The following is a 14165-nucleotide window of genomic DNA, read 5'->3' as shown; positions in this document are numbered from 1 at the left end:
AGAACGGGTGGTCCGTCCACCCCTCAGGTCGAACGAGGCGTCACCAGCACGGGGACATCGACAGTTCGGAGCAGTTGCGACGTAACGCTGCCGAGCAACTGGCGTTTCAGGTTCGAACGGCCGTGTGACGCCATCACGACGAGTTCAATGTCATTGTCGGAGACGTACGCTTGGATGCCAGCGGCAACGCCATCAAGCGAGGTCGTCTGTTCCACAGCAGTTTCAACCGAGACATCCGAGGCCGCCGTCCGAAGTTCGTCGGCGGTTGCTGCGACGGCGTCACGCCCGTTCTCCTCTAGCCGGTCGATGAACGTCTCGTTCAGCCCGCCAGCGTTGAACGCTCCGCCGGCGGCTTGGATATCGACGACGTTGAGAACGTGTACTAGAGCGTCGTATCTGTCTGCAACCGCCGCGCCGTGTCGTGTCGCCGTGTTAGCGTTCTCGCTCCCATCGGTTGTGACGAGTAGCCGCGAGTAATCAAATTCGTCATTTGCTGTCTGTTTCTCCGCAGAAACGACAAGCACGGGCACCGCAGTTCGATTCAGGACCCTCTCAGTGACGCCGCCGAGGAGTCGTTTCCCGAGACCGGTCATCCCCTGTCGGCCAAGGACGATGAGCCCGGCGTCGGTTTCACGAGCGTACTCGTCTATTCGCGCGCTCGGTTTCCCCTCTAGCAGTTCCGTCGTGACGGATTGCCCGATGTCAGCAGCAAGTGACTCGATATCCGCAAGGACCGACTCACCGTGTTCCCGCAGACGGCCGTCCTCGCGGTCCGTTCGCGTGAGCCTGCGTGCTCGCTGCTCGACGACATAGACCGCCTCAGCCGTTGCGTCGAAGTCTTTTGCCAGTGCGAGGCCACGTTGTGCGGCTGCCGCGGCTTCATCGCTCCCATCGACGGGAATGAGAATGTGGTCGTACATTGTGTGGTCGTTTGCGGCGGGGTCACTTCACCGTTGGCTGCTGTGGACCAGCAGTGTGTCCCAAACCAAACCCTCTTGCTTGGCTACGCCTATTTTCGGATAAATGGTGAGTACGCTGACGTGGGTCCTCGCGGGCCTTGTCGCCTACACCCTCCTCGCGATGGCGCTACGGACCCGCGGCGTTGTCCCCGAGTATATTCGTTTTAGCGGCCCGATTACGACGATTCACACACAGAAGGGCAAAGCCGTGCTCGACTGGCTCGCACGGCCAAAGCGGTTCTGGCGGGCCTGGGGAAACCTCGGCGTCGGGTTCGGCCTTGTCGTGATGGTCGGCTCGTTCCTCCTCGTTGCGCTCGGCGCCTACCAGGCGCTCGTCAACCCACAGCCCTCCGCACTGAACGAACCGCGGAACGCACTGGCGATTCCCGGCGTGAATGACTTCCTCCCGCTGTCGGTCGCACCCGAAATCGTGCTCGGGTTGTTGCTCGGCCTCGTCGTCCACGAGGGCGGCCACGGACTCTTCTGTCGCGTCGAAGACATCGACATCGAGTCGATGGGACTTGCCCTGCTGGCGATTATCCCAGTTGGGGCGTTCGTCGAACCCGACGAAGACGAACTCCTCCGCACCGACCGTGGCTCCCAGACCCGGATGTACACGGCCGGCGTGACGAACAACTTCGCGCTCGCGATTATCACGCTCCTGTTGCTATTCGGACCGGTCGCCGGTGCTGTCGCCGTCGTCGACGGCGTGCCGGTTGGGAGCCCCATCAACGGCACCCCCGCCGCAGATGCGGGTATCGAGTCGGGCGACGTCATCACGGCGGTCAACGGCCAATCGGTCGAGAACCAGCAGGCCCTCGAATCAGTGCTCGCCGAAAGCGACGCACAGACGGTCGAAGTGGCTCGCAAGGATGCCGAAACCGTCACCGTCGAACGGTCCGTCGTCGTCTCTGCGGCCCTCCAGAGTGCGCCACTTGGGACTGGTGAGACGATTGTCTCTGTCAACGGGACCGCCGTGGCGACCCGCAATGAGTTCGAACAGGCAGCCCAGAACCATCCCGTAGCGACACTCGAAACCGAGTCCGGGGAGACAGTCACGACCCCGCTCGGCGCATACGTGCTGGTCGCTGAAGACGGCCCGCTCGCCGGGGAAGGGGCACCGAGCGGCGAAAGCATGATTATCACCGAGGTCAACGGAGAGCGAACACACAGCGGAACGGCACTGATACAGGCACTTGAGAGCGGTGAACCCGGTGACCAGGTGACGATCACCGGCTACGCCGACGGCTCCCGCGAGACCTACGAGGTGACGATGGCCGAAAGTGAGCAGGTCGACAACGGCATCATCGGTGTCAGCATCCAGCAGGGCATCAGCGGCATTCAGGTCAGTGACTTCGGCATCGACACCTACCCCGCAGCCGCGTTCCTCGAATTCATCGGCGGCTCGCCGGACACACCAACGTCGGTCTCCGAGTTCTCGTTCGCCCAGCGGATTTTCAGCACGCTCTTGCTCCCCTTCATCGGCGTCGCCGGCGGGTTCGGCTACAACTTCGCCGGCTTCACCGGGATCGCGACGAACTTCTACACCGTCCAGGGCCCGCTCGGGGCGCTCGGAGCGACGCCGGTGTTCCTGCTCGCGAACGTCCTCTTCTGGACCGGCTGGATCAACCTCGTCATCGGTCAGTTCAACCTCATTCCGACGTTCCCACTTGACGGTGGTCACATCCTGCGGGCGTCGACCGAATCGTTCGTTTCGCGGCTGCCCGTCTCGGACGGGCGGCGAGTGACGACGGCCGTCTCGATTGCGATCACGGTATCAATGATCAGCGGCCTCCTGTTGATGGTGTTCGGTCCGCGGCTCCTGACCTGAGACGGACTGCTGTCCCAGTTTCTTCCGGCGCTCGCCTGACTAGCGACGGTTGCTGTGGCTGTGGAGTCTACCGGTCCATCTGTGACGGTCGGGGTTTCGTTACCCATTTACTCTCCGCCGCGAAATCCGGGCGTATGTTCCTGCAGCTCCGTGCGGAGGTCGAGGACACTCTCGCCGACGCACTCACAACCCTCGACCTGCCGGCCGAGGACCTCGGTATCGAGGAGCCACCGGAGGACGTTGACGCCGTATTAGCATCGAGCGTCGCCTTCCGGCTGGCCGGCGAGGTCGGTACTGCGCCGCCAAACGTCGCCGGCGACATCGCCGACGCGATTGCCGCCAACGACCTCACCTACGTCAGTGACGTGACGACACAGGGGCCGTACGTCAATTTCCTCCCGAGCGAGGCGTACTTCGCCGAGACCCTGCAGTCAGTCACAGAGAACGAGTTCGGCCGGCTTCCCGACCGTGACACCAGCGTTGTCGTCGAGCACACGTCCGCGAATCCGACTGGCCCGGTCCACGTCGGGCGAGCGCGCAACCCCATCATCGGCGACGCCGTCGCTCGCGTGCTCGATTACGCCGGCTACGACGTCGACCGCCACTACTACGTCAACGACGCGGGCCGACAGATTGCCGTGTTCACCTGGGCCTACGAGACCTTCGACGAGGATGACCTGCCCGAACCCGAGCGGGAGTCCCCGGAGTACGAGATGGTCCGGTACTACCGCAAGGGCAACACCGTCCTCGAAGAGGGCGACCCCGAGGAGGTTGAGGAAGCAGAGACCGAGGTACAGTCGATTTTGCAGGGCCTCGAAGACGGCGACGAGGAGACGTACGACCGCGTCTCCGAGGTGGTCGACACCGTGCTGGGTGGGATGCAGAGTACGCTCGGCCGGCTTCCGGCGGAGTTCGACGAGTTCGTCAAGGAGACGAAGTTCATGCGCAACGGCGATACCGATGATCTGGTCGACCGCCTGAAGGCCCTCGACTGCGCCGTCTACGAGGAAGATGCCTGGCAGCTGGACCTGCCCGACTTTGAAAAGAACCTCGTGTTCCTTCGCTCCGATGGGACCTCGCTGTACACCACTCGGGACCTGGCCCACCACGAGTGGAAGTTTGACACCTACGACCGCGCCGTCACGGTGCTGGGCGAGGACCACAAGCTACAGGCAGACCAGCTCTCAGCAGCGCTCGAACTGCTCGACAACGATACCGGCCAGCTCCGCCAGGTGTTTTACTCCTGGGTGAACCTCCCAGAGGGTGGGATGAGCACGCGCGAGGGGACCGGTATCGATCTTGACGACTTGCTCGATGAGGCCGTCAATCGTGCACGCGAGGAGGTCGAGTCCAGACTCGACGACCGCACCCGTGGCGACCTCGACGAGGACGACATCGATCGCATCGCTCGTCAGGTCGGTATCGGCGCGGTGCGCTACGACATCGTCTCGAAACAGCCGACCAAGGGGATCACCTTCGAGTGGGATCGTGCACTGGACTTCGAAGCCCAGTCCGCGCCCTACGTTCAGTACGTCCACGCGCGCTGCTGTGGCATTCTGGGCGACGTGGAGACTGACATCCCTGACGAACCCGACCTCGAGCCGCTGTGTGAACCGGAAGAACGCGATCTGCTTCGCGAACTGGCCCGGTTCCCCGCCGTCATCGAGGCGGCCGCGGACGACCTGACGCCCCACACCGTCGCCACCTACACCCGCGACCTCGCCGAGACGTTCAACGCCTTCTATCGGGAGTGTCCGGTTCTCGACGCCGACCCAGAGACCCGCGCCGCACGGCTGGCACTCGTCGACGGGACCCGAACGGCTATTGCGAACGCGCTCGACGCGCTGGGCGTCGAAGCGCCGACTTCAATGTAGGCGCGGCCCGTTTCGGGTATCCGGTGTGACAAGCGACGAGTAGAGAACCGGTCCGGCTGGCCGGGCTAGTTTTCGAGGAACGCGTCGACTTCCGCTGCGATCAAATTGGGTGCCTCGGCGGGGCCGCTGTGGCTGACACCGTCGAACTCGACGAATCGACTGCGAGGCAGTGCATCGTGGACGTTTCGAGCACTGTGCCGGAGGAAGTCAGGACCGTCGGTACCGGAGAGAACGAGAGTGGGTGCGTCGACACCGAGGCGGTCTGGAAGCCGGTACTGTTCGACGGACCGGTTCATCCGGACAACTTCCTCGGCAAGGCCCACGCAGTCGGGCCAGACGGGCCACTCCGCAAGCCAGGCGTCAAGATCCACGATGCCGTCGGGGTGAAGGACCTGTTCGATGTAGCGTTTCACCGCTTCCGCTCGCTTTCCGTCCTGTACGAGCGATTCCATCCGGTCGGCGAGGTCAGCGTCGGTCCGGTACTCCGCGGGAAGTACCGCCGGTTCGTACGCGATAACTGCCTTGACCGACGTAACCGACGCGGCCTCAATAGCGATAAGTGCGCCGTACGAGTGGCCGAACAAGATTGGGTCGCCGTCGACAGCGTCGACAAGCGCCTGAACGTACTTGATCTCGCGGTCCAGTACCTCGTCGGCGCTCGTTTCCGCGGCGGAGTCGAGACAGGTCCCGAACCCCGGTCGCTGGGGGACGACAGCGCCGTATCCCTCGAACGCCGGTACGACCGGTCCCCAGTACTCCGTAGGGGCCATCCCACCGTGTAAGAGAACGAGTGGCTGGCCATCACCGTAGCGCTCGAATTCGACTTCGATCTCACCTGTCGGTTGTGTTGGCTGCATACAACAACACGGTCGAACGCAGTCGGGCTAAGCCGTTCTCTCAGTGATTGGGCCGTTTAAAAGGAATTGGTTCAGCAGGGGCGGACACACTGTTCCGACAGGCGCTTCAGCATCGACGTAGAGCGAATTCGTATGGGGCTCATTGCAGAGTTTCAGATATACTGCGATGCGTTGCCGCTCGTGTCGGTTGCAGAGACGGTCCCCGAAGCGTCGATTACCCTCTCCCTCCAGTATAACCACGGTCGTCGTCCGCTGTTTATCGCAACCGTGACCGGTGGCTCCCAACAGACTGTCGAGCAGGCACTCACCAACGCCTACGACGTTCAGGAGTGGACACGCATTGGGACGGCCGGCGACACCCGACGGTATCAGGCAGTGCCGGCGCTGAGCTTCGAAGAGCAACTCGGTGACGAAATTGACGACCTGGACAGACTCGAAGCACTCGCCACGGCAGACGCGATAATCGAACAGATAACCGTGACCGGGGATGGGTGGGAGCAAATGGGCTGGTTCGCCGACAGGGCGGCGTTCACCGAGTTTTCCTCGTTTTGGCAACGGAACGCGGAGTTCGGGCTGGAGCGGCTGACTCGAGACGCGGAGCCGAAGTCGCCCGGGAACGGGCTCACTGACCGACAGCTGGAGGCGCTACGGACGGCGTACGAGATGGGGTATTTTGAAATCCCGCGACGTGCATCACTGGACGCCGTGGCGACGGAATTGGATATCTCTGCGTCGTCACTCTCAGAGCGACTGCGCCGGGCACAGACCCAGCTCATTCAGGAAACGGTCGCGACGCTATGGCCGCCGCTTCCGGACTGATCCAGAGCCAGTGGCGTGCGGTCGGAGCGACAGGCTGAGACCGGGACAGCAAGTGGGTACAGGAACGTCAGTTAAAGAGGCCGAACACGCCGCCAGAGTCCTCGTCGTCGGCATCGGAGTGATCCTCGGTGTCGTCGAGGAACCACTCATCGTCAAGTATTGTCTCGATATCCGTTTCGGGACTCTCGCCACGGAAGAACACACCCTCCAGCGCTTCGGTCAGCCGCTGATAGGCGTCTGCAGCCGTGCTCTCAGGGGCGTTGAGTACGAGTGGTTCCTCGGTCGTCGCCTGCGGGTCGTCCGGAATGACCGCAAGCAGCGGGAACTCCATCTGCTCGGCAATGGCCGCGACATCAGTGTGGCGGGTCGCGCGGTTGATGATCGAACCGAGGACGGTCCCGTCGATTCGGTTCGCTAGCTGGGCCGTTTTGACCGTATCACCCACCGCAACGTCGTCAGGGGTCGTGACAAGGACGATTCCATCAGCCAGCCCAAGCGGCACAGCGACTTCGTGGCTCAGTCCAGCCCCAGTGTCTATCAACACCACGTCGTAGGCATTTCGGAGCGTCTTGATAACTTTCCTGAGCTTTGCGGGGTCAGCGTCCGCAAACGCCTCAAGCGACTGTTCGCCCGGAATCACCGTGAGCCCACCCGGCGCATCAGTCAAAGCCTCACTCACCGCAGCCTCGCCAGCCAGAATCTCGTGGAGGCTCTTTTCGGGCTCCACGGAGAGCATCGAGCCGAGATTCGCCATACCCAGATCTGCGTCGACGACGGCTACGTCGTAGTCCATCTCCTGCAGGACGGCTCCAAGATTTACCGCGGTCGTCGTCTTTCCGACGCCGCCCTTGCCGCCCGCAATCGTACACACATACCCCGCCATAGTCTGATTGCTTGGGTACAATACAGGCAGTCATATAAATTCGATTGTCATTTGTCGAACCGCTACGTGACGGACCACCGGATGAATCGGGTCGACGGCCAATCAGATCATCGGAAGCGTAGGTCTGCCATATCGACCGTCCCACTTCACCGTACCGTTGTGCCGGAGAGCTTTCTTTCGCTCCCGTCCGTCACGGCTCCCGCTGATCGCCGTTCCAATTCGAGACTCCTCGCTTCGCTCGGGCCCTTCGCTCCCTGTCAACAGGTTCTTACGCGACCTTGGCCAATATGGAGTAATGAGCGAGCAGCAGGAACAGGAACAATCTGACAAGCAGAAATATGAGTTCCGGAAGGTCATAGAGGAACTCAAGGGGTACCAGGGTTCGGGAACCCAACTCGTCTCTATCTACATCCCCGAGGACAAGCTGATCAGCGACGTCGTCGCCCACGTCACCCAAGAACACTCCGAAGCTTCGAACATCAAATCGAAGGACACCCGGACAGCGGTGCAAGACGCGCTCACTTCGATCAAGGACCGACTCCGGTACTACGACGTGCGGCCACCCGACAACGGACTGGTCGTGTTCTCGGGTGCGTTCGACACTGGCGGCGGCCGAACCGACATGGTGACGAAGGTCCTCGAATCACCACCGGACCCCATCGAGTCGTTCCGCTACCACTGTGACTCGGAGTTCCTCACCGAGCCGCTGGAGCACATGCTGGCTGATAAAGGGCTGTTCGGCCTCATCGTGCTCGACCGGCGAGAGGCAAACGTCGGCTGGCTGAAGGGCAAACGCGTTGAACCCGTCAAGTCCGCCTCCTCACTGGTCCCGGGCAAACAGCGGAAAGGTGGCCAGTCCGCCCAGCGTTTCGCCCGCCTCCGGCTGGAAGCTATCGACAATTTCTATCAGGAGGTCGCCGGCATGGCGAACGACCTGTTCGTCGCCGACCGCCACGAACTTGACGGCATCCTCGTGGGCGGCCCTTCACCGACCAAAGACGAGTTTCTCGACGGCGACTACCTCCACCACGAGCTACAGGACATGGTGCTCGGGAAGTTCGACGTGGCCTACACCGACGAGTCAGGGCTGTACGACCTCGTTGACGCGGCCGACGAGGTGCTGGCCGAACACGAAATGCTCCGGGACAAGGAGCTCATGGAGGACTTCTTCAAGCAGCTCCACAACGGAGACAAGGCCACCTATGGCTTCGACCAGACGCGCCAGAATCTCAACATGGGCGCGGTCGAACAGCTGCTCATCTCCGAGGACCTCCGGAAAGACGTGGTCGCCTACACCTGCGAGAACGGCCACGACGAGTACGAGCTCATCAACAGCAGCGCCGGGACTGACGACCACGAGTGCTCCCGCTGTGGGGGCACCGTCGACGCCGACGACGGCGAGCGCGAAGACGCCATCGACCACCTGATGCAACTGGCCGAGCAGCGTGGTACCGAGACGGTGTTCATTTCGACTGACTTCGAAAAGGGCGAACAGCTGCTGACCGCCTTCGGCGGCGTCGCCGGTCTGCTGCGCTACTCGACAGGCGTCTAACGCTCAGTCGTTCTCTGTTCCCTGTACGTCTTTGATAATGCCACCACCAGCTCCGCCGAACCGCGCTCCGGCAGGGCCGTCTCTCAGGGGTAGTGAAGCGGTCGACCTGTCCGCTCACAGCAACTGTTCGAGTTGCTGACGACGACGCCCGAGGTCGACATGAGCCGCTTCCCCGTAGCTGGCGTCGAGACGGTCCAGTGCCAGCAGTGGGTCAACGCCCTCGCGCTCGATACGCTCTAGCAGCGCAGTGATCTCTTCGCGGTGCATTGCGAGTGAATCAAGCAGCCCAACGAGCAACACCAGCGGGATCGCTGCGCCGTCATCATCGGGAATTGCATCATCAAGTCCCGTGAAATCAGGCACAGCAGCGGGCGGCTCGGTCTCCGGGTGAAGCGCCAGACAGGACCGGCAGACGCTGGCACCCGGTACGTCTCCGGGGAGAAATTGCTGGCGGTCGGCCGGGACTGGGAACGAAACGAGGTCGCCACCGCACTCGGGACAGGACATACTCAAGCACGAACGGGAAAGCGCAAAAACGGTACCGGTCAGAACGAGCGTCCTGTTCAGTCGTCAGCAGTGACCGCTTCGGGTTCTTCTTGTGCTTCCTCCTCAGCCGCGAGCGCGTCCTCTTCTTCTTCCTTCTTGGCTTTGATCTTCTTCATGCGGAAGATCTCCTCACGCTCCTGCTCTTCGAGTTTCTGCTCGATGTACTCCTGATTGTCGTAGAGGTCGGGCAGAAGCTTGAATTCGAGGGCGTTGACACGGCGCTTCGTCGTCTCGATTTCCTCGAGCATCTTCTTCATCGCTGTCTCGACTTCGGCGGCGAGGATGATGTTCTCAAGCAGTTCCTCGTAGGCCTCGGCGGCCTCATCGATGCGGGCCGAGGTCCCCATGACGCCGTAGCCGCGTTCGTCCAGTGACTTTCGAACCTTGCTTGACTCGATCTGCGGGACGACGACGCCCATGATGTTCTTGGACTGGGTCGTCAGTTCGGGGTGTTCTTTCAGTGCTGCGGCGGCCCCGCGGACGGCCACGTCGCCTTCCATCGCCCGGGCCATGTTGATCGCGCGCTGGGCCCGCTCATAGGAGCCGTCGAGGTCGTCACGGACGTCCTGCGCTTGGTCCAAGATGTCCATGAACTCCATAATGAGGCCGTCACGCTTCTTCTCCAGCGTGTCGTGCCCACGCTCGGACAGCTCGATGCGGTCCTCGATCTGCATCAGATTCTTTCGCGTGGGTTTGACGTCCTTAGCCATTACGGGTCTTTTTTCGACGTAGGCAGTTAACGGTTTCCAGTTATTTCGGTTCGAGCGCCGCCGCTTCCGGACTGACACGCAAAAAACGAAGTCGGCGAACGGTAGCGTTAGTCGTCTGCAGGCGTTGCGCCAGTGCCGGTCGTCTCGGCCGCGCCGTCAAGCACGCCGTGGCTCCGGAGCAGGATGATACCGAAGCCGACCTTGGCGGTCAGGTCGATGACCATGAAGCCGGCCGTCTCGATCCCGATACCGACGAGGCCGAGTCCTTCACTGCCGACGAGCCACCAGACTGGGTAGACCAGCCAGACGACCGTGACAAGGTTGCGCAACGTCTTGAACGTGCTTCGCGTGTCACTGGGCAGGTCTGCAACCCGACCAGACAGCGAACTGAACAGGAAGTACAGCAGGACCAGCAGGAAGGCGGTACTAATACCCCACCAGACCAGCCGTTCCGCACCGGCCGACAGCACGCCGCTGCCTGCGCTCAGCGTTGCGACCACACCGGTACCGATCATCAGCACGTCGAGGCTGACAAGCGAGTAAATGGTGTTTCGGTCTGCTCCTGCGAGCAGCCCGAGGTCATACAACAGCAACGGCGTCGTGAACAGCCAGTCGGTGTATCGCGCCCAGTAGATGGGGTGTTCCGACCCGCCGAACTCGATAATCGTCAACCCGAAGCCAAGCGCCATCGCGAGGTAATTCACGAACGCGATTGCCGTGATCAGTATTGTCGCGATGTAGAACTTCTGACGCCTGCTGTCGGTCTCACCCCAGCCGCGCGCGATGAAGTATAGCATGCCGAGGAACATGCCCGCTGTACCTAACCACAGCCAAGTCGCTTCGCTCCCTGGTGCTGGCATAGTGCACCCTAGTGTAGGAGGTCAACGGTAAACAGTCGCGTACCCAAAATATATGGTACAGACAGAGAGGTGCTGGAGAAAGTAAGCCGTCGCGTCAGGCCTCGACGGTTTCGGCGGTCTCGTCCTCGCGGTAGTGCTCCTCGATCAGGTCCTCATCGATGCGGTTCAGCGCATCTTTCGGAAGCATCGAGAGCAGGTCCCAGCCGAGTTCGAGCGTCTCGTCGATACTGCGGGCCGTGTCGGTGCCCTGATCGACGAACTCCTCCTCGAAGCGGTCGGCGAAGTCCAGATACTTGTTGTCCAGTTCCGACAGCGCCTCGCGACCGACGATGTTCACGAGGTCGCGCAGGTCCTCACCTTCCGCGTACGCGGCGAAGATCTGGTCTTTCACGTCGGCATGATCAGCGCGGGTGAGTCCCTCGCCGATACCGTCGTCCATCAGCCGCGACAGGCTTGGCAGGACATTGATCGGCGGCTGGATGCCCTGGCTGTTGAGATCGCGGTCGATGTAGATCTGACCCTCAGTAATGTAGCCGGTCAGATCCGGAATCGGGTGCGTGTCGTCGTCGCCCGGCATCGTCAGGATCGGGAGCTGGGTCACAGAGCCCTCCCGGCCCTCGATCCGACCGGCACGCTCGTAGAGCTGTGCCAGGTCAGTGTACATGTATCCGGGGTAGCCACGCCGGCCCGGGACCTCCTCACGCGCGGCACCGATTTCGCGCAGTGCCTCACAGTAGTTGGTCATGTCCGTCAGGATGACCAGGACGTGGTAGTCCTTCTCGAAGGCGAGGTACTCGGCGGTGGTCAGCGCCAGCCGTGGCGTAATCGTCCGCTCGACGGCTGGGTCGTCTGCGAGGTTCATGAAGACGACAGAGCGTTCCAGCGCGCCGGTACGCTCGAAGTCGTCCATGAACTCGTTTGCCTCTTCAGCTGTGATACCCATCGCACCGAAGATGACGGCGAACTCTGACCCTTCGTCGTCGTCGCCTTCCTCCTCCTCTTCCGGCACCGTTGCCTGTCGCGCGATCTGGAGCGCCAGGTCGTTGTGTGGCAGGCCGGAGGCGGAGAAAATCGGCAGTTTCTGGCCGCGGACGAGCGTGTTCATGCCGTCGATGGCCGAAACACCGGTCTGGATGAACTCCTCAGGGTACTCCCGGGAGAACGGGTTGATCGCCTCACCGACGATGTCGCGGCGTTCGTCGGGGACAATCTCGGGCCCGCCGTCGATCGGCTGGCCGGTCCCGTCCATGACCCGTCCGAGGAGGTCCTCGGTGACGGGCATCTTCATCGTCTCGCCGAGGAAGCGAACCGAGGCATCGCGGTCGATACCTTCGGTGCCCTCGAACACCTGAATGGCGACGTAGTCGCTCGCGGATTCGAGCACCTGGCCACGGCGGGTCTCGCCGTCGCTGAGCTCGATTTCGACGATGTCGTCGTAGCCGACCGGTTCGTCGGTCTCGACGAACACCAGCGGTCCGCTGATCTCCGTGATTGTCTGATACTCTTTCATTGTTAGTACAGCTCCCGCAGTTGAGACTCGATTTCGTCTTCGAGGTCGTCGATATACTCGTTCCAGTCCTCTTGGACACCGATACGGTTGAGCCGCGGCGCGGCGTCAATGTCGGTGATCTCCTCGACAGGGACACCGGCATCCAGCGCCTCGAAGGCCGCATCGTTGTACGTCTTGGCGGCGTCCATGATGCGGTAGGTCTTCTCGGGCTCACAGAACGTGTCCACGTCGTGGAAGGCGTTCTGCTGGAGCCACGCCTCGCGCAGGTAGCGCGCAATCTCGAGCGTCAGCTGCTGGTCTTCCGGCAGCGCGTCCTTCCCGACGAGCTGGACAATCTCCTGCAGTTCCGCTTCCTCGTCCAGCGTGTCGATAGCCCACTGGCGCGTCTCCGGCCAGTCAGCCCGGACGTTGTCCTCGAACCACGGGTCGAGCTGGTCGCGATACAGCGAGTACGACTCGTTCCAGTTGATAGAGGGGAAGTGCCGGCGTTCGGCCAGGTCAGCGTCCAGCGCCCAGAACGTCTTGACGATACGCAGCGTGTTCTGAGTGACTGGCTCGGAGAAGTCCCCGCCCGGCGGCGAGACGGCCCCAATGACTGAGACAGAGCCCTCGGTGCCGTTGATATTCTCGAAGTACCCGGCGCGCTCGTAGAACTCGCTCAGCCGAGCGGAGAGGTACGCGGGGTACCCCTCCTCGCCCGGCATCTCTTCGAGTCGGGATGAAATCTCACGCATGGCCTCGGCCCACCGGGAGGTGGAGTCGGCCATCAGCGCCACGTCGTACCCCATGTCGCGGAAGTACTCCGCGATGGTGATGCCCGTGTACACGCAAGATTCACGCGCCGCGACAGGCATGTTCGACGTGTTCGCAATGAGGCAGGTCCGGTCCATCAGCGCGTTGCCGGTGGTCGGGTCCTCGAGTTCCGGGAAGTCCTCAATTACCTCAGTCATCTCGTTGCCACGCTCGCCACAGCCGACGTAGACGACGATGTCCGCGTCGGCCCACTTGGCGAGCTGGTGCTGGGTGACCGTCTTCCCGGACCCGAATGGCCCGGGAATGGCGGCTGTCCCGCCTTTCGCAATTGGGAACAGGCCATCAAGCACACGCTGACCGGAGATGAGCGGTTCCGTCGGGGTCTCCTTTTCCACGGTCGGTCGCTGCTGGCGCACCGGCCACTCCTGGTGCATCTGGATCTCTTCGCCGTTGTCCAGTTCGACGACGGTCTCTTCGACGTTGAAGTTACCCGATTCGATGGCGACGACCTCGCCACCCTCGGAGTCGGGCGGGACCATCACCTTGTGGTCGATGCTTGGCGTCTCGGGAACGGTACCGATGATATCGCCGGATTCGACCTCGTCGCCTTCCTCGACTTCAGGAGTGAACTCCCAGGTCTTCTCCAGGTCGATGCCCGGCGCGTCGACACCACGGTCGAGGAACGCCGACCCCATCTTCTCTTCGAGCACGTCGAGCGGGCGCTGGACACCATCGTAGATGGCGTCGAGCATACCCGGCCCGAGGTCCACGGAGAGCGGCGATCCCGTCCCTTCGACGGGTTCGCCGGGGGAGACACCGGAGGTCTCCTCGTACACCTGAATCGTGGTGATGTTTCCTTCGATCTCGATGACCTCGCCCATCAGCCCTTCCGAGCCGACGTAAACGACGTCGTTCATCCGGGCGTCGAGGTCCCGAGCCGTTACGACCGGTCCCGAGACGCTTTCGATAATGCCGTCCTCGCGGACGTCTGTGTCTGTTGCTTGACTCATG

12 protein-coding genes are annotated in these 14165 nt (G+C 62.2%); 4 read left to right on the top strand and 8 right to left on the bottom strand.

The annotated features are described in order from the left end of the window. Positions 1-23: 23 nt before the first annotated feature. Complete coding sequence (locus RBH20_RS00890; RefSeq protein WP_306704583.1) at positions 24-920, bottom strand: universal stress protein; 897 nt, start codon at positions 918-920, stop codon at positions 24-26. A gap of 103 nt (positions 921-1023) precedes the next feature. Here RBH20_RS00890 and RBH20_RS00885 point away from each other — a divergent pair, with 103 nt between their 5' ends. Together RBH20_RS00885 and argS are read left to right on the top strand one after the other, a co-directional pair. After that, positions 1024-2790: a site-2 protease family protein gene (locus RBH20_RS00885; protein ID WP_306704582.1), complete on the top strand. Its 1767-nt coding sequence runs from the start codon at positions 1024-1026 to the stop codon at positions 2788-2790. 134 nt (positions 2791-2924) lie between these two features. Next, positions 2925-4664: an arginine--tRNA ligase gene (gene argS, locus RBH20_RS00880; protein ID WP_306704580.1), complete on the top strand. Its 1740-nt coding sequence runs from the start codon at positions 2925-2927 to the stop codon at positions 4662-4664. 65 nt (positions 4665-4729) lie between these two features. Here argS and RBH20_RS00875 read toward each other — a convergent pair whose 3' ends face one another. Then, on the bottom strand, positions 4730-5521 hold the full coding sequence (locus RBH20_RS00875) for an alpha/beta fold hydrolase (RefSeq protein WP_306704578.1): 792 nt from the start codon (positions 5519-5521) through the stop codon (positions 4730-4732). A gap of 132 nt (positions 5522-5653) precedes the next feature. On the opposite strand from RBH20_RS00875, the gene RBH20_RS00870 reads away from it, so the two are divergent. Further along, complete coding sequence (locus RBH20_RS00870; RefSeq protein ID WP_306704576.1) at positions 5654-6340, top strand: helix-turn-helix domain-containing protein; 687 nt, start codon at positions 5654-5656, stop codon at positions 6338-6340. 67 nt (positions 6341-6407) lie between these two features. On the opposite strand, the gene RBH20_RS00865 is transcribed toward RBH20_RS00870, so the two are convergent. Then, on the bottom strand, positions 6408-7223 hold the full coding sequence (locus tag RBH20_RS00865) for an AAA family ATPase (protein ID WP_306704574.1): 816 nt from the start codon (positions 7221-7223) through the stop codon (positions 6408-6410). A gap of 295 nt (positions 7224-7518) precedes the next feature. On the opposite strand from RBH20_RS00865, the gene prf1 reads away from it, so the two are divergent. Continuing rightward, a complete protein-coding gene (gene prf1 / locus RBH20_RS00860; protein ID WP_306704572.1) occupies positions 7519-8775 on the top strand; it encodes a peptide chain release factor aRF-1 in 1257 nt (418 codons plus the stop codon). Positions 8776-8889: 114 nt separating this feature from the next. Here prf1 and RBH20_RS00855 read toward each other — a convergent pair whose 3' ends face one another. The 5 genes from RBH20_RS00855 to RBH20_RS00835 form a co-directional block, all read right to left on the bottom strand. Then, a complete protein-coding gene (locus RBH20_RS00855; protein WP_306704569.1) occupies positions 8890-9282 on the bottom strand; it encodes a DUF6276 family protein in 393 nt (130 codons plus the stop codon). Between the two features lie 56 nt (positions 9283-9338). Next, on the bottom strand, positions 9339-10031 hold the full coding sequence (locus RBH20_RS00850) for a V-type ATP synthase subunit D (RefSeq protein WP_306704567.1): 693 nt from the start codon (positions 10029-10031) through the stop codon (positions 9339-9341). Between the two features lie 107 nt (positions 10032-10138). Further along, complete coding sequence (locus tag RBH20_RS00845) at positions 10139-10891, bottom strand: bacteriorhodopsin (protein WP_306704565.1); 753 nt, start codon at positions 10889-10891, stop codon at positions 10139-10141. 94 nt (positions 10892-10985) lie between these two features. Further along, positions 10986-12401 (bottom strand): ATP synthase subunit B, encoded by a 1416-nt coding sequence (locus tag RBH20_RS00840; RefSeq protein ID WP_306704563.1) that lies wholly within the window; start codon positions 12399-12401, stop codon positions 10986-10988. Positions 12402-12403: 2 nt separating this feature from the next. Continuing rightward, positions 12404-14164: an ATP synthase subunit A gene (locus tag RBH20_RS00835; protein ID WP_306704560.1), complete on the bottom strand. Its 1761-nt coding sequence runs from the start codon at positions 14162-14164 to the stop codon at positions 12404-12406. Between the last annotated feature and the right edge of the window lies 1 nt (position 14165).

The sequence above is a fragment of the Haloarcula sp. H-GB4 genome, from assembly GCF_030848575.1.
Lineage (GTDB): Archaea > Halobacteriota > Halobacteria > Halobacteriales > Haloarculaceae > Haloarcula.
The sequence above is the reverse complement of the archived record's forward strand: the minus strand, read 5'-3'. Positions and strand labels throughout refer to the sequence as shown.